Annotated in this window: 16 protein-coding genes; 14 read left to right on the forward strand and 2 right to left on the reverse strand. The window is 66.6% G+C overall.

What is annotated here, in order from left to right; genetic code table 11:
- The first annotated feature begins 249 nt into the window (after positions 1-249).
- From speB to PCK14_RS08295, 3 genes are all read left to right on the forward strand, one after another.
- A complete protein-coding gene (gene speB, locus PCK14_RS08285) occupies positions 250-1,344 on the forward strand; it encodes an agmatinase (RefSeq protein WP_269938002.1) in 1,095 nt (364 codons plus the stop codon).
- A gap of 5 nt (positions 1,345-1,349) precedes the next feature.
- Positions 1,350-3,029 carry a thiamine pyrophosphate-binding protein gene (locus PCK14_RS08290; RefSeq protein ID WP_442864688.1) on the forward strand — a complete coding sequence of 560 codons (1,680 nt, stop codon included), beginning with the start codon at positions 1,350-1,352 and terminating at the stop codon, positions 3,027-3,029.
- Positions 3,030-3,116: 87 nt separating this feature from the next.
- Positions 3,117-3,752: a CG0192-related protein gene (locus tag PCK14_RS08295; RefSeq protein WP_269938004.1), complete on the forward strand. Its 636-nt coding sequence runs from the start codon at positions 3,117-3,119 to the stop codon at positions 3,750-3,752.
- A 24-nt stretch (positions 3,753-3,776) separates the two neighbouring features.
- Here the strand turns inward: PCK14_RS08295 and map are convergent, their stop codons facing one another.
- The gene (gene map, locus PCK14_RS08300; RefSeq protein ID WP_269938005.1) at positions 3,777-4,547 is read right to left on the reverse strand and encodes a type I methionyl aminopeptidase; all 771 of its coding nucleotides are present in this window, start codon (positions 4,545-4,547) and stop codon (positions 3,777-3,779) included.
- Positions 4,548-4,613: 66 nt separating this feature from the next.
- Between map and PCK14_RS08305 the strand changes: the two genes are divergently transcribed.
- The 9 genes from PCK14_RS08305 to PCK14_RS08345 all read left to right on the forward strand — a co-directional run bounded on the left by PCK14_RS08305 (position 4,614) and on the right by PCK14_RS08345 (position 11,681).
- Positions 4,614-4,892, forward strand: a complete 279-nt coding sequence (locus PCK14_RS08305) for a helix-turn-helix domain-containing protein (protein ID WP_442864683.1) — start codon at positions 4,614-4,616, stop codon at positions 4,890-4,892.
- A gap of 99 nt (positions 4,893-4,991) precedes the next feature.
- Complete coding sequence (locus PCK14_RS08310; RefSeq protein WP_269938006.1) at positions 4,992-5,321, forward strand: PadR family transcriptional regulator; 330 nt, start codon at positions 4,992-4,994, stop codon at positions 5,319-5,321.
- A 1-nt stretch (position 5,322) separates the two neighbouring features.
- The gene (locus PCK14_RS08315; RefSeq protein WP_269938007.1) at positions 5,323-5,688 is read left to right on the forward strand and encodes a DUF1048 domain-containing protein; all 366 of its coding nucleotides are present in this window, start codon (positions 5,323-5,325) and stop codon (positions 5,686-5,688) included.
- An 11-nt stretch (positions 5,689-5,699) separates the two neighbouring features.
- The gene (locus PCK14_RS08320; RefSeq protein ID WP_269938008.1) at positions 5,700-6,497 is read left to right on the forward strand and encodes an ABC transporter ATP-binding protein; all 798 of its coding nucleotides are present in this window, start codon (positions 5,700-5,702) and stop codon (positions 6,495-6,497) included.
- A gap of 9 nt (positions 6,498-6,506) precedes the next feature.
- The gene (locus PCK14_RS08325; protein ID WP_269938009.1) at positions 6,507-7,268 is read left to right on the forward strand and encodes an ABC transporter permease; all 762 of its coding nucleotides are present in this window, start codon (positions 6,507-6,509) and stop codon (positions 7,266-7,268) included.
- Between the two features lie 166 nt (positions 7,269-7,434).
- Complete coding sequence (locus tag PCK14_RS08330; RefSeq protein ID WP_269938010.1) at positions 7,435-8,100, forward strand: TetR family transcriptional regulator; 666 nt, start codon at positions 7,435-7,437, stop codon at positions 8,098-8,100.
- Positions 8,097-8,999 (forward strand): TIGR01777 family oxidoreductase, encoded by a 903-nt coding sequence (locus tag PCK14_RS08335; protein ID WP_269938011.1) that lies wholly within the window; start codon positions 8,097-8,099, stop codon positions 8,997-8,999. The genes PCK14_RS08330 and PCK14_RS08335 overlap by 4 nt, the downstream gene beginning before the upstream one ends.
- A 62-nt stretch (positions 9,000-9,061) precedes the next feature.
- On the forward strand, positions 9,062-9,496 hold the full coding sequence (locus tag PCK14_RS08340; protein WP_269938012.1) for a hypothetical protein: 435 nt from the start codon (positions 9,062-9,064) through the stop codon (positions 9,494-9,496).
- A 187-nt stretch (positions 9,497-9,683) separates the two neighbouring features.
- The gene (locus PCK14_RS08345) at positions 9,684-11,681 is read left to right on the forward strand and encodes a DUF5107 domain-containing protein (RefSeq protein ID WP_269938013.1); all 1,998 of its coding nucleotides are present in this window, start codon (positions 9,684-9,686) and stop codon (positions 11,679-11,681) included.
- Positions 11,682-11,783: 102 nt separating this feature from the next.
- On the opposite strand, the gene PCK14_RS08350 is transcribed toward PCK14_RS08345, so the two are convergent.
- Positions 11,784-12,722: an amidohydrolase family protein gene (locus PCK14_RS08350; protein WP_269938014.1), complete on the reverse strand. Its 939-nt coding sequence runs from the start codon at positions 12,720-12,722 to the stop codon at positions 11,784-11,786.
- Between the two features lie 240 nt (positions 12,723-12,962).
- Between PCK14_RS08350 and PCK14_RS08355 the strand changes: the two genes are divergently transcribed.
- Together PCK14_RS08355 and PCK14_RS08360 are read left to right on the forward strand one after the other, a co-directional pair.
- Positions 12,963-13,670, forward strand: coding sequence for a FadR/GntR family transcriptional regulator (locus PCK14_RS08355; RefSeq protein WP_269938015.1), 708 nt, complete (start codon positions 12,963-12,965; stop codon positions 13,668-13,670).
- Positions 13,667-14,632: an asparaginase gene (locus PCK14_RS08360; RefSeq protein ID WP_269938016.1), complete on the forward strand. Its 966-nt coding sequence runs from the start codon at positions 13,667-13,669 to the stop codon at positions 14,630-14,632. Before PCK14_RS08355 ends, PCK14_RS08360 begins: the two co-directional genes overlap by 4 nt.
- Positions 14,633-14,690: the final 58 nt, after the last annotated feature.

Genomic DNA, 14,690 nt, shown 5'->3' on the forward strand with positions numbered 1-14,690 from the left:
GACTAGCACCGGGAAAGTGCCTCAGGACCCGGTCTTGATGAAATCTTAACGCCCCTCTTTGCCAGCAGTGCAGCGTCGCGGCCGAGCAATCGGCCCGGAGGTTCCGGCAGGCGCAGGAAAGTATCCTTTATGAAACATTTGGTTCCCATTAGGCAACATCGGTTGTACCATGGTGAACAACCGCACGATGTGATGCAGGTCTATTGCGCGACGCTGCGCCATAAGCCGCCACAAGAAACGAGGACATCCATGAAAGAGCTCCGCATCGAGGCCAACGGAAACCTTGGCCCGATCGATTCCTCCCAGATCCCGCGCTACGCAGGCGCCGCAACCTACGCGCGCCTTCCGCGGCTGGACCAGGTCACGAAGGCCGATGTCGCCGTCGTCGGCGTCCCCTTTGACAGCGGGGTCTCCTACCGCCCGGGTGCCCGGTTCGGCGCCAACCACGTGCGCGAGGCTTCACGGTTGCTGCGCCCGTACAACCCGGCCTGGGATGTCTCCCCGTTTGAAAACTGCCAGGTGGCCGACGCCGGCGACATGGCCGTGAACCCCTTCAACATCAACGAGGCCATCGAGACCATCCAGCAGAACGCGCTGGATTTGACGGCCGGCGGCGCCAAGCTGCTGACCATCGGTGGCGACCACACCATCGCCCTGCCTCTGCTGCGCGCCGCCGCCGAGCGCGCCGGTGAGCCCGTGGCCATGCTGCACTTCGATGCGCACCTGGACACCTGGGACACCTACTTCGGCGCCGAATACACCCACGGCACCCCCTTCCGCCGCGCCGTCGAGGAAGGCATCCTGGACACCGAGGCCATCTCCCACGTGGGCACCCGCGGCCCGCTGTATGGCAAGAAGGACCTGGACGACGACCACCGCTTCGGCTTCGGCATCGTCACAGCCGCGGACGTCTACTACCAGGGCGTGCTGGAAACCGTGGCCAAGATCCGCGACCGAATCGGCAACCGCCCCCTCTACATCTCCGTGGACATCGACGTCCTGGACCCCGCACACGCCCCCGGCACAGGCACGCCCGAGGCCGGCGGCATCACGAGCCGCGAACTCATCGAGATCATCCGCGGCTTCCGTGGCATGAACCTGGTGGGCGCCGACATCGTGGAGGTGGCCCCGGCCTACGACCACGCGGAGATCACAGGCGTTGCCGCCAGCCACGTTGGCTACGAGCTGGTCACCCTGATGGCCGACAACTTTGTTGAGGGCAACCGTTTCGGTGCCCCGAACGGCTACGCCGCCCAGGCCCTGGACGCTGAATCACGACGCCGTCCGGCCGGCTTCGCGCCCACGGTGGTCGAGCCTGTCGAGACCAAGGATGGTGCCAAGTGAACCCGGTGGTCGAGCCTGTCGAGACCCCTGTCGAGGCCCAGCGCAACGGTGGCGACCTCGTCGTCGAAACCCTCGCCGCCCTCGGTGCCAAGACCGTTTTCGGCATCCCCGGCCAGCACGCCCTGGGCCTCTTTGATGCCCTGAGCCGCTCGCCGCTGCACTTTGTCTCCTCCCGCGTGGAGAACAACTCGGCGTTTGCCGCCGACGGCTACTCCCGCGCCACGGGTGAGGTGGGCGTGCTGTTCCTGTCCACCGGCCCCGGCGCGCTGACCGCACTGGCCGGGCTGCAGGAGGCCTATGCAACCGGTGTGCCCATGATTGTGGTTGCCAGCCAGATCCCGCTCGAGGGACTGGGCGCCCGCCGCAAGGGCATGCTGCACCAGCTCGACGACCAGAAGGCCTCCGCGGCCAATGTGACCAAGAGCCAGCGTCTCATTCAGCACGCCTCCGGCATCCCCTCGGCCATCCAGGACGCCTGGACCGAGGCCGTGTCCTCCCCGCAGGGGCCGGTCTGGGTTGAGGTGCCGCAGAACGTGCTGCTGGACCCCATCTTTGTGCCAGCCGTCGAGGATGCGCTGGCCGAGCCCTTTGACAACCCGCCGCGCGTCGAGCTGGTCCGGGAAGCCGTGAAGTGGCTGTCCGCCGCGGAACGCCCGGCCATTGTTGCCGGCGGTGGCACGCGCCGCGGCCGCGCCGAGAAGCAGCTGCTGTCCATCGCGGAGAAGCTCAACGCCCCCGTGGTGTGCACGCCCGGCGGCAACGGCGCATTCCCCTGGAACCATGAGCTGTCCCTGCAGTCCTGGGTTGAGGACCGCCACGTGACCGAGGTCCTGGAGGACGCCGACGTGCTGGTGGTCATCGGCTCCTCGCTGGGGGAGGTGTCCAGCAACTACTTCACAATGGAGCCGCGCGGACGCATCATCCAGATCGACGCCGAGCCCCGCGTGCTTGAATCCAACCGCCCCGCACTGGGGATCCGGGCCGACGCCGGCCAGGCCCTCAGTGCCCTCGATGAGGCACTGACCGAACCGCACGGCGAAAAGGCGCAGTGGCACGGCGCCACGCCGCAGGCTGTCGTGGCCCAGACCCTCGCCAAGGTCCAGGCCCGCCTGGACGGGCAGGACCTGGCGTTGGAGCGCAAGTTCATGGCCGACATCCGCGAGGCCGTCCCGGCCGACATGCAGACGTTCTGGGACATGACCATCTCCGCCTACTGGGGCTGGAGCTGCTGGGACTCGCGTGACGGCGAATTCCACTCCGCGCAGGGCGCCGGCGGCCTCGGCTACGGCTTCCCCGCCGCAATTGGCGGAGCGCTGGGCCTGCAGAGCAAGGGCCTGCCCGCCCGTGTGCTCGCGGTGGCCGGCGACGGCTCCTCCATGTACTCCATCTCGGAGCTGGCCACCGCCAAGCAGCACAACGCGCCGGTCACCTGGCTCATTGTGGACGACGGTGGCTACGGCATCCTGCGTGAATACATGATCGACACCTTTGGCAAGGCCACCCACACGGAGCTGGCCCGCCCGGACTTCGTGAAGCTGGCCGAGGCCTTTGGTGTTCCGGCCAAGCGCGTGAAGGCCGAGGACGTGGGTGAGGCGCTCAAGGAGGGCTTCGCCGCGGACGGGCCCAACGTCGTCGTGGTTGACGTGCTGCTGAAGATGTTCGGGCCCACCCACCTGGACCTCTAGAATCACCCTGGCTACAAACGAAAGGCCGCTCCCACGGGGCGGCCTTTCGCATGTCCGGACAACCCGCCGCCAACATAGACTGGGCGCATGGGAATTGTGTATGCGGCCGAGCTGCGTCCTTCGAAAATTGAACTCATGGCGGCCTGGCTGCCCAAGCAGGAATGGTTCGACGGCGGCGAGCCCGTGCGGCTGGGCTCCTTCCGCTTCGACGATCCTGCCGGCGAGGTGGGCATTGAAACCCACCTGGTGGGCGCCGGCGGGCGCGTCTACCAGGTGCCGCTGACGTACCGCGGCGCACCGCTGGAGGGCGCCGGTGAGTTTTTGGTGGGCACCCTGGAGCACTCGGTGCTGGGCCGCCGCTGGGTCTACGACGCCACGGCCGACCCCGTCTACACGGCCGAGCTTGCGGCGGCCCTGCTGGCAGCCAAGCCGCAGGTTGAGGAGATCCAGGAGGTGGACGGGCGGATTGAGACCCTGCCCCACACAGCCCGGATTTTCAGCACGGGAACGCCCGACGCCGGCCTGCCGGACGCGCGCTTCGGCCTCCCCGCCACCGCGGCTGGCATCACCAGGATCCAGGCAGACGGTGTGGTGCTGGCAGTTCTGCGCGTTCTGGAGCTGGCCCGCGCCGGCCAAGACGACGCTGGGTATCTCGCCGCCTTGACCGCCACCTGGTCCGGGCAGGAGTCACCGGTTCTGGTGGCCACTGCCGCACATGCCTGAGGCCTCCGTGCCGTCCCTGGCTGCCTAGCCCCGCGGCCGGGTCAGGACCAGGGGGCCGTCCTCGGTGATGGCCACTGTGTGTTCCGAGTGTGCCGCGCGGCTGCCGTTGGCGCTGAGCAGCGTCCAGCCGTCGTCGGCCACCTTGAGCTTGTCCGTGCCGCGCATGAACCACGGCTCGATGGCCACCACGAGCCCCGGCTGCAGCGGCAGGCCGCGGCCGGGCCGGCCGTCATTGGGGACAAACGGTTCCCCGTGCATGGTCTTGCCCACGCCGTGGCCGCCGAACTGCAGGTTGACCTTGATTTTCGCTGCCTTGGCCACGGCCCCGATGGCGTAGGAGATGTGGCCAATCTTGTTGCCGGGCACGGCGGCGGCAATGCCGGCAGCCAGTGCGCGCTCGGTCAGCTCAATGAGTTCCAGGTCCTCGGCGCGGGCGGTTCCCACCACAAAGCTCTGGGCGGAGTCAGCCACCCAGCCGTCCACCTTTGCGGCAAAGTCGATGCTCAGCAGGTCCCCGTCCTGCAGGCGGTAGGAGTGCGGCTTGCCGTGCAGTGCGGCGTCGTTGACCGAGGTGCACAGGACAAAGCCAAACGGCCCGGATCCAAAGGATGGCGCGTAGTCCAGGTAGCAGGACTCGGCGCCGCGGTCGCGGATCAGCTCGTGGGCCAGTGCGTCCAGTTCCAGCAGGTCCACGCCCACAGCGGCGTGGTTCCTCAGTGTTGCGAGCGTGCTGGAGACGAATTCTCCGGCGGCTTCCATTTGCTGGATTTCCTGGGGGGAGCGCAGTTCAATCACGTCGAACCCGGCCTTTCTGCGATTTCTTGGAACAAGCATTACCGGTATAACCATACCGGTAGTAGCATGGCTTTCATGGTGCGCGTGCCGCTGACGGCGGAAGAAATCAAGCGGGGGCAGGATCTTGGCACTGCCCTGCGCCTGGCCCGGGGCGCCCGCACCATGGTTGATGTGGCCCTCTGCGCCGGCATCTCCGTGGAAACCCTGCGCAAGATTGAAACCGGCCGCAGCCCGTCGCCGGAATTCTTCACCATTGCCCGCATTTGCGCCGAGCTTGAGCTGTCCATGGACACCTTCACGGCCGGCCTCTGCGGGCCTCACGCCGCTGCCTCGCTGGCCTCCTAAAAAAGTTTCCAAAAAACTTCCCGGGCCCTGTTGCGCCTCCACTACTTAACGCTACTATGTAGTGGTAGTCAGCATTACTAAGTAGAGGAAGGAGGGGCCATGGGAAAGCAAATGACAGAGATGCTCAAGGGCACCCTGGAGGGCATCGTCCTGGCAATCCTGGCCGCCGCGCCTGCCTACGGATATGAAATCACCGCCCGGCTGCGGGCCCAGGGCTTTGAAGACATTGCCGAGGGAACCGTGTACGCGCTGCTGGTGAGAATCGAGCGCAACGGGCTGGTCGACGTCGAAAAGCGGCCGTCGGAAAAGGGCCCGCCGCGCAAGGTGTATTCACTCAATGCGCAGGGCAAGGCAGAGCTAGAGGAATTTTGGAACACATGGGGCTTCGTGGCCGAAAGGCTTGAAACGCTCCGCGAGAAAGGAAACTGAAATGGCTGCAAAGTGGATTGAGATGGTCACCGGATCACTCGAGCAAAAGAAGCAGTACCGCGAACACAAGGCACGCATCCAGGCGCTGCCGGAAAACCACCGCATCGCCGCCGAGGCAATCGAGCGGTACCTGATGTACTTCGGCTCCATCTCCAAGGGCGACGTCCTGGTCACCATGCTGGACGACCTGGGCGACCTCTTCGAGCAGGCCGCGGCCGACGGCACCCCCGTGCGGGACATCGTCGGGGCGGACCCCGTGGAATTCGTCGAGACATTCCTGGCGAACTACTCCGAAGGGCAATGGATCAGCAAGGAACGGCTGCGCCTGGTCAACACCATCAACGGCATTTCGGACAGCGAAAGGTAGGGATTCCCACCATGGAAACCAACCAGTCCCAGGCGCCTGCCATCAGTGTGCAGGGCCTGGAGAAGTCCTACAAGGACCTGCACGTGCTGCGCGGCGTGGATTTCGACGTCGAACCCGGCACCATCTTCGCCCTGCTCGGCTCCAACGGCGCCGGCAAGACCACCATCGTGAAAATCCTCTCCACGCTCCTGAAGCCCGACGCCGGTGCTGCCGCCGTCAACGGCTTCGACGTCGCCACCGCGCCGGGGAACGTCCGTGAATCGATCAGCCTCACGGGGCAGTTCGCCGCAGTGGATGAGATCCTCACGGGCCGGGAGAACCTGGTCCTCGTGGCCAAACTGCGGCACATGAAGGACCCGGGCACCATTGCGGATGCACTACTTGGCCGGTTCTCGCTGACCGAGGCGGGCCCGCGCAAGGTGTCGGAGTACTCCGGCGGCATGCGGCGCCGGCTGGACATCGCCATGAGCTTGATCGGCAACCCACAGGTCATCTTCCTGGACGAGCCCACCACCGGCCTTGACCCGCAGGCCCGCCTCGAGGTGTGGCAGGCGGTCAAGGAACTTGCCGGGCAGGGCACCACGGTGCTGCTCACCACGCAGCACCTGGATGAGGCCGAGCACCTGGCCGACCGCATCGCGATCCTCCACGGGGGGCGCATCATCGTCAACGGCACGCTGGCCGAGCTCAAGGCACTGCTGCCGCCGGCCAAGGTTGAGTACGTCGAAAAGCAGCCCTCGCTCGAGGACGTCTTCTTCGCCATTGTTGGCGACGGCGGCGCCGGGCTTGGCGCGGCGGCAAGCGAGTAGGGAAACATCATGAACACGTACTTCTTTGCAGACACCGCCGTCCTGCTGGGGCGCTCGCTGCGCCACATCACCCGCAGCATGGACACCATCATCACCACCACGCTCATGCCGGTGGGCTTCCTGCTCTTGTTCGTCTACGTTTTTGGCGGCGCGATCCACACCGGCTCGGAATCCTATGTTGGTTACCTGCTGCCGGGCATCCTGATCATCACGATCGCCTCCGGAATCTCCTACACGGCATTCCGACTGTTTTTGGACATGCAGAGCGGCATCTTTGAGCGCTTCCAGTCCATGCCGATTGCCCGCTCCTCCGTGCTGTGGGCGCACGTGCTGACGTCCCTTGTGGCCAACATGGTCTCGGTCGCCGTCGTGGTGCTTGTGGGACTGGCCATGGGCTTCCGCTCCGGCGCCGGGGTGCTCGAATGGCTGGCGGTGGCGGGGATCCTGCTCCTGCTCACGCTGGCACTGACCTGGATCGCCGTGATCCCGGGGTTGACCGCGAAATCGGCCGACGGCGCCAGCGCCTTCGCCTATCCGCTGATCTTCCTGCCGTTCATCAGCTCCGCATTTGTGCCCACGGCGACCATGCCGGGGCCGGTGCGCTGGTTTGCGGAAAACCAGCCCGTGACCTCCATTGTGGATTCCATCCGAAACTTGTTGGCGCAGCAGCCTGTGGGCACCGGCATCTGGGTGGCGCTGGCCTGGTGCGTGGGCATCCTGGTTGTCGCCTACTTCTTCGCGATGGCCGCGTACCGGAAGAAGATCTCCTAGCTTCAACGCCCCCTGGCGCCGAGTCTGACGGAGAACGTCCACAGTGACGTTCCGCAACGTCAGACTCGGCGCTGGTGCGTCAGACTCGGCGAAGAGCCCAGTGTTGAACATGTTCAAAAACCGTGATTTACTCGAAACTGAACACGTTCAAAAAAGGGGACCGGGCATGGAATCAGAAAAGTTGGACGGCAAGGGTGCGCAGACCAGGGCCCTGGTGCTGGAAACGGCGCTGGGCATGTTCCGCACCAAGGGGTACGCCAAGACCACCATGCGCGCCATCGCCGCGGAGGCCGGTGTTTCCCTGGGCAGCGCCTACTACTACTTCGCCTCCAAGGACGAGCTGGTCCTGGAGCTCTACCGGGAATCGGTCACGGAACAACGCGCTGTCGCCACCGAGGCGCTCGCCGGATTGACCGGCTTGGGGGAGCGGCTCCGGGCAGCCTTGCATGCCGGCATCGATGCACTCACCCCGTACCACGCGTTCGGCGGGGCGTTCGTGGGCAGCGCGCTGCCGCCGGATTCGGCCGTCAACCCGTTCGGCGGGCCGTCGCGCGAAGTCCGGGAGAACGCCGTCGAACTTTTCAACGAGGTTGTTCAAGGTGCCAAGGTGCCGCAATTCCTGCGCACCCAGCTGCCCGAACTGCTGTGGCTTGGCTACATGGGCGTGGTGCTGTTCTGGGTGTACGACCGCTCCGAGGGGCAGCGGCGCACGCGGACCCTGATTGACGGGGCGGCCCCGCTCATTGCGAAGCTGGTGGGGTTCTCGCGCCTGCCCGTGGTGAAGCCGCTCGTGGAGGAGGCGCTGGCCCTCAAGGCCAGGGTGCAGCCGTGAAAACAGTTGTCATCGCCGGGGCGTCGGGGTTCATCGGCACGCATTTCCGCCGCCTATTCGACGACGCCGGGTGGCAGGTGCGCACCGTGGGCAGGACCGGCGATGCCGTCTGGGGTGACACGACGGCCATCACGGCCGTGCTCGAGGGGGCGGATTTGCTGCTCAACCTGGCCGGGAAATCAGTCTCCTGCCGCTACACGCCGGCCAACAAAGCGGAAATCATCCGCTCCCGGGTGGAGACCACCGCCGAACTCGGCCGGGCCCTGGCCGCCTGTGCGCACCCGCCGGTCGACTGGTTCAACGCAAGCACCGGCACCATCTACCGCGATGCCCGGGACCGGCCGCAGGGCGAGGACGACGGCGAACTGGGCGCGGGCTTCTCCGTCGAGGTGGCTCGGGCCTGGGAGGAAACGCTCGCGGCGGCACCGGCCCCGGGTACGCGCAAGATCCCGCTGCGGATCACGATCGCTATGGGTGCCGGCGGCGGCGTCATGCGGCCCTTCAACAACCTGGCACGGCTGGGCCTGGGCGGGCGCATGGGTGACGGCGGGCAGAAATTCAGCTGGGTGCACATTGAGGACCTGTTCCGGGCAGTCATGTTCCTGCACGACCACCCCGGGATCACAGGACCGGTCAACATTGCGGCCCCCGAGGTGGTGACGAATGCCGGGCTCATGGCGGCGGTGCGCACAGCCAACCACGTGCCGTTCGGGCTGCCGACCCCCGCCTGGCTGCTCCGCCTCGGCGCGGTGCTGATCCGCACGGAAACCGAACTGGTCCTGAAAAGTCGCTGGGTGCGGGCGGGCAAGCTGGCCGACGCCGGATTTGAGTGGACGTTTCCCGGGCTGGCCGGAGCGCTCGCGGACATCGACGGCGCCTCGATTGGGCAACGGTCATGACGGACCAGCGCTACGGCCGCCCCGGACCATTTAGCCGCCCGCCCAAACCCGGCGGGTACAGCATGAACTATGGACTGCCCGCCCTGTTGATCGGCTGGTTCCTGACCTTCTTCCTGTTCTGCCTGGGACTGGCGGTGGCGTCAATGGTTGCCGAGGGCCTGAGTGGCGGTGGCCTTGGCCTGTATTTCCTCCCGATTTCGCTGATTTACGGTTTTCCCGCCGCGGCGGTGGTTGGCCTGCCGCTGGCCCTGCTTGTTGCCTGGCCGCTGCGCCGGGTCCGGAGGCAATGGATCCACGTGGTGGCATTTGCCTGCGCCGTCGGGGCGGCCGGGGCGGGCATGGCCGCGCTGCTGGCCTCCGGCGCCCCCGGAGGCGGCGTTGATTGGCAGGGGCCCGTGATCATGGGGGCGTGGGCCGGATGTTGCGCCGCGGCGGGCCGGGCCAGCGTCATCAGGATGGTCGCAGCCAGGAACCGCCCCGCCGTGAACTCGCACTAATCGCCCAAAAACCGCGCCGAGAAGGGCGACAACTGAGAGTTCACGGCCCGAATCCGGCAGCAGAATCGATCAGTTCCGTGCGGCGGCGCCGATAGGTTGTGATCCAAAACATTCAATGCCTACATCCGATATGATTTTCACAAAAGACCGGGCAGTGACCCCCGCCACCTGTGATTGGACCACCCGAATGACTTCCACGCTGACCATGACCACCCAAACCATCCAGTTGGCCGAGCTGGGTCCGGATTCGCCCCTGCCCGCCGTGCAGGCGCTGCTCGAACCGCCCTATGTAGTGGGGGAGGGCATCCCGGAGGAAATTGCGGCCGGGGCCCGGTGGGGCAAGGTCAAGAACATCTACCCATACCCCATGCAGGAGGAGTACTCGCGGGCCACGAGTGCAACTGAGGTGGCCGCCGTCGTGCTTGAAAACGGGCATGTGAAGGCAACGTTCCTGCCCCAGCTCGGCGGGCGCCTGTGGAGCCTGGAGGACAAGGCCAGCGGCAAGGAGTTGCTGCACACGCAGGACCGCGTCCAGTTCGCCAACCTGGCCCTGCGCAACGCATGGTTTGCCGGCGGGATCGAGTTCAACATTGGCACGCGCGGCCATTCGCCCACCACCTGCGCGCCCCTGCACACGGCCGTGGTGCGCACGCCGGAGGGGCAGGAAGTGCTGCGCATGTGGGAGTTCGACCGCCTGCGCGAGGTGGTTTTCCAGATCGACGCCTGGCTGCCGGCGGATTCCAAGGTGGTGCTGGTGGCCGTTCGCATCCAAAACCCCAACGCTGAAACTGTCCCGATGTACTGGTGGACCAATGCCGCCGTCCCGCAGAGCCCCCAGACGCGTGTCCTGGCCCCGGCGAAGCTGGCCTACGCCACCAACTACGACGGTTCCATGACCCGTGTCGATCCCACCGACGTCCGCGGCGTCGACGCCACCTGGCCGGAAAACAACAAGACGCAGGCAGCTGACTTCTTCTTCGACATTGCCCCGGAAGAGCGCCGCTGGGAAGTCGCCGCGGACGACGCCGGGGACGGGCTTGCGCTGGTGTCCTCGCCGCAGCTGCGGGGCCGGAAGTTGTTCGTCTGGGGCGAGACCGTGGGCGGCCACCGCTGGCAGGAATGGCTGAGCCCTTCCGAAGGCGAGGATGCGGAGCCCCGCCGCTACGCCGAAATCCAGTCTGGCCTGGCCCAGACCCAGTTTGAGCACGTCCCCATGCCGGCCGGCGCCAGCTGGCAGTGGGTGGAGGCCTACGGCAACGCCGCCCTGGACCCCGCACTCGCCGCAGGGCCGTGGGACGTGGCAGTGGCCCATGGCGCGCGGCGTGTTGAAGAGCTGGTTTCGGAACAGGCCGTTGCCGGCGCCCTGGCGGACGCCGGGCGCTGGGCGGACCTGCCGCCGTCGGAGTTCCTGCTGGCCGGCAACGGCTGGGGCGCCCTGGAGGCCGAACGCCGCCGGGATGCGCAGGCAGGCTGGGTGGACGGGGCTGGAACGCCTTTCGGCCCGGAGACCCTCACCGCCGAGCAGGCCCCCTGGCTTGAACTGCTTCGTGCCAAGGGGGAGGCGGGGGACCAGCCGTTCGCCGGGGCGGAGTCCTTTGTCCGCGGGCTCGACTGGGAAGAGCTGTTGGCGGCCGGGTGCAAGACAAGCGCCGAGGCAGCCTTCCACCACGCCGTCATGGTGCATGCGCGGGTTTCGGAAACGGCCGAGGAGTTGGCCGCTGTCGCCGGGCTGTACCGCAAGGCCCTCGAGGGGGAGTTCGAAGGCGGCGAACCGCTGCGTGAATCCAGCCGGGCGCTGGCCCGCCGCGGCCTGGGCCTGGCGCTGATCGCCGCCGGCGATATTGCCGGTGGACTGGACGATGCCGCCGCAGCCTGCGCCCTGGACCGTGGCAGCCGCGCATTGCTCGTGGAGGCGGCTACCAATGCCGTGGACCATGGCCGCCCGTCAATGGTGTTGGAGCTCGTGGCGCAGGCGCCGGCTGAGCTGGCGTCGCTGGGCCGGATCCAGTTCCTCGTGGCCCGGGCGCACGCCGACCTGGGCGACACAGCGGCCGCTGCCGCCATCCTCAAGGCCGGCGTGGAGGTGCCCGACATCCGCGAGGGCGTCAACTCCATCACCGAGCTCTGGCTGCGCGTCTGCCCCGGCGAGGACGTGCCCGCCGAATACCAGTTCAGCATGAACTGACCCCACTCCAGCCCCCGCCGCCCCGCCTGACGCTCCCTCACTTCTGGGGGTGTTTTTGGCATCGCTCCCTCACTTGTTGGGGGAGCGATCGGGCCGAATCCCTCATGCGGTGATGCCCAACAGCCTGGCGAGATTGTGGTTGACTATCGCGTCCGCCTGGTCCGCAGGGAGTGCAGCGTGGGGGTAGTTGATGGCTTCGGTGAGGTACTGGTTTTGGTAGGGAAAATCGGTGCCGAGGAGGAGTCTGTCTGCGCCAAAGGTATCCCGTGCCGCCCGGAGCGCGGTGGGGTCGATGTGGCTGACCGTGTCAAACCAGAGTCGCTTGGCGGCGATGCTGGGGCGTTCCGGTGTGCCGGGGGCTTCCCATTCGTAGAGGTGGTCGATGCGCTCCATAAGCGTTGACAGTGCGCCTCCGAGGTGTCCGATGATGATCTTCATGTTGGGGTACTTGCTGGGTATGCCTCTGAGTATGAGGTGCATCGCCGCAATGGTGTCCTCCATTGGGGCACCGATCATCCAGGTGAGTTTGTTGTCGGCGACCAGGGATGACTCGCCGCCAAGCCCTGCGGGATGAACGTAGAGAACAGCCGAGCGCGCGTTGAGTTCAGCAAAGATCGGGTCCCAGTCGGGATCTGCAACCGAGCGGCCCAGAATCGAACTGGCCATCGTTGCGCCGAGCATGCCTAATTCATCCATTCCGCGGCGAAGTTCTTGAAGTGATGCCTCGACGTGGGGCATTGGGAGAGCCGCCAGGGCGCGAAACCTGTTGGGGTGCTGCTCCACGAGAGCCGCGTATTCGTCATTGACGTGCGTCGCGGCGTGGACGGCGTGTTCCAGGGTGTCGAAGTAGGGGAGTTGCGGGGATGCACTGAGGATCTGCATGTCGATCCCGTTGTCATCCATCATCTTGAGCCGAGCTGCAAGTTCATTGCCGGACCCGGCTCCGACGCCCCGTTGTGTGTCGGTGTCAGGCTTTCCGTATCCCTTGAGGATGTCCAGGTATTCCGTGGTCCAGTAGTGGGCATGAATATCGATTCGCACAGCGTTTCATCCTTTTTGTTGATTTGTTCAAGATCCGGTGGTTCATTTCAAAGTTATGAGCTCAAGCTAACTTGAGGTCAAATCGAAGGCCTGCGGTCGCGCAAAACGCCCGTGTTCTGAGGGAGCGTTCGCCTGAACACCCCGAAAAGTGAGGGAGCGCAATGGGTTAAAGCCCCAAAGGTGATGCGGCGTCGGAGGGGACGTTGACAGCGGCTTGTGAGGCGTGTCATAGTTCAAGGCATGAACTTGTCAGACAGCTGGACAGCCGGACAGCCACAGATCGTCCGCGTCAGCGCCGCCGAGGCAGTGTTCAAATCCCTCCGCAGCGCCATTGAAGCGGGCGAGCTGAAAATTGGGGCCAAGCTGAGCAGCGAAACCGCGCTCGCAGCCCAGTACGGAGTCAGTCGCTCGGTTGTCCGCGAGGCCCTGCGCTCATGCACGGCCCTGGGCCTGACCGAAACCCAAACCGGCAAGGGCACCTTCGTCATCGCCAACCGCGCCGCCGGCGACCTGGTCCTGGGCCAGTACTCAGCCCGCAGCCTCATGGAGGCCCGCCCGCACATTGAGGTGCCCGCCGCCCAGTTCGCCGCCGAACGCCGCACCGCCGAACAGCTCGAGGAAATGCGCGGCATCGTCGAGCTCATGGCCGAGGAGGACGACCCCGAAATTTGGGTGGGCCTGGACGCCGCCTTCCACGCCGCCATTGCCCGCGCCAGCGGCAACGGCGTGTTCGCCCAGGTGGTCAACGACATCCGCGGCGCCATGGTCCACCAGTCCGAGACCATCAACCTCATCACGGGCCGCGCCCGCCAGTCCGACCTTGAACACCGCGCCATCCTCGCCGCGATCACCCGCGGCAGCAACGCCGAGGCCGGCCGCGCCATGGCCGTCCACCTGTCCGCCGTCGACACCGCGCTCGGCGAGATCATGGGAGAAATGAACGCATGAACAACACCTTCCCCGCCCACGCACCCCTCGTCGTCCAGACGCGCGGCGAGCTCGTTGAGAGCGTGCACTACGGCTCCCTCATCGCCCTGGCGCACGACGGCGGGAGCCTCCTTTCGCGCGGCGAGCCCACCACCCGCGTGTACCCCAGGTCCGCCCTGAAGCCGCTCATGGCCGTGGCCATGCTGCGCGCCGGGCTGGACCTGCCCGATGACCAGCTGGCCCTGGCCGCGGCCAGCCACTCCGGCTCGGCCCTGCACCAGGAGACGGCCGCGAAGATCCTGGCTGACGCCGGCCTCACCGCAGCGGATCTGGGCAACTCCACTGACATTCCCTACGGCGTTGCCGAGCGCAGCGAGTGGCTGCGCGCCGGCAACGGGCCCACCCAGCTGGCACAAAACTGCTCCGGCAAGCATGCGGCACTGTTGGCCACCTGCGTCCACAACGGCTGGCCCACCGACGGCTACCTGGACGCCGGGCACCCGCTCGCGGCGCTCATCCGCGGCACAGTCTCAGACCTGACCGGGGAGGACATTACGGCCGTGAGCACCGACGGCTGCGGCACCGAGGTGTTCGGGCTGTCCCTGCACGGAATGGCTCGCGCCTTTGCCCGCCTCAACACCGCCGATCCCGGCACCCCGGAACGCCGCGTGGCCGACGCCATGCGCGCCCGCCCCGACATGGTGGCCGGCGCCGGCCGTGACGTCACAGCCCTCATGGAGGCAGTGCCAGGCCTGCTGGCCAAGGACGGCTTTGAGGGCATCCAGCTCATCGCCCTGGCCGACGGCAGCGCCGTTGCCCTGAAAATTTCCGACGGCGGCGACCGCGCCCGCATGCCCGCCGCGGTCCCGGCCCTGCTGGCCCTGGGCGTGGACCCCGCGCTGCTGGAACCCTTCAACCACCTGCCCGTGCTGGGCGGCGGACACCCCGTGGGCGAACTGCGCGGACTGCCTGCCACCGGATAGGCCACCGGCCAGGGCCACACACAGCCGCCAAAACAGCACCCAACCAGACCCCGCCGCA

Origin of the sequence: Arthrobacter sp. HY1533, assembly GCF_027568515.1 — a bacterium.
Taxonomy (GTDB): Bacteria; Actinomycetota; Actinomycetes; order Actinomycetales; family Micrococcaceae; genus Specibacter.

What these genes read in the sequence shown, in the direction of transcription:
- speB (WP_269938002.1), top strand. Translation starts at nt 250, where the DNA reads ATGAAAGAGCTCCGCATCGAGGCCAACGGAAACCTTGGCCCGATCGAT.
- PCK14_RS08295 (WP_269938004.1), top strand. Translation starts at nt 3,117, where the DNA reads ATGGGAATTGTGTATGCGGCCGAGCTGCGTCCTTCGAAAATTGAACTC.
- PCK14_RS08305 (WP_442864683.1), top strand. Translation starts at nt 4,614, where the DNA reads ATGGCTTTCATGGTGCGCGTGCCGCTGACGGCGGAAGAAATCAAGCGG.
- PCK14_RS08310 (WP_269938006.1), top strand. Translation starts at nt 4,992, where the DNA reads ATGGGAAAGCAAATGACAGAGATGCTCAAGGGCACCCTGGAGGGCATC.
- PCK14_RS08315 (WP_269938007.1), top strand. Translation starts at nt 5,323, where the DNA reads ATGGCTGCAAAGTGGATTGAGATGGTCACCGGATCACTCGAGCAAAAG.
- PCK14_RS08320 (WP_269938008.1), top strand. Translation starts at nt 5,700, where the DNA reads ATGGAAACCAACCAGTCCCAGGCGCCTGCCATCAGTGTGCAGGGCCTG.
- PCK14_RS08325 (WP_269938009.1), top strand. Translation starts at nt 6,507, where the DNA reads ATGAACACGTACTTCTTTGCAGACACCGCCGTCCTGCTGGGGCGCTCG.
- PCK14_RS08330 (WP_269938010.1), top strand. Translation starts at nt 7,435, where the DNA reads ATGGAATCAGAAAAGTTGGACGGCAAGGGTGCGCAGACCAGGGCCCTG.
- PCK14_RS08340 (WP_269938012.1), top strand. Translation starts at nt 9,062, where the DNA reads ATGAACTATGGACTGCCCGCCCTGTTGATCGGCTGGTTCCTGACCTTC.
- PCK14_RS08345 (WP_269938013.1), top strand. Translation starts at nt 9,684, where the DNA reads ATGACTTCCACGCTGACCATGACCACCCAAACCATCCAGTTGGCCGAG.
- PCK14_RS08355 (WP_269938015.1), top strand. Translation starts at nt 12,963, where the DNA reads ATGAACTTGTCAGACAGCTGGACAGCCGGACAGCCACAGATCGTCCGC.
- PCK14_RS08360 (WP_269938016.1), top strand. Translation starts at nt 13,667, where the DNA reads ATGAACAACACCTTCCCCGCCCACGCACCCCTCGTCGTCCAGACGCGC.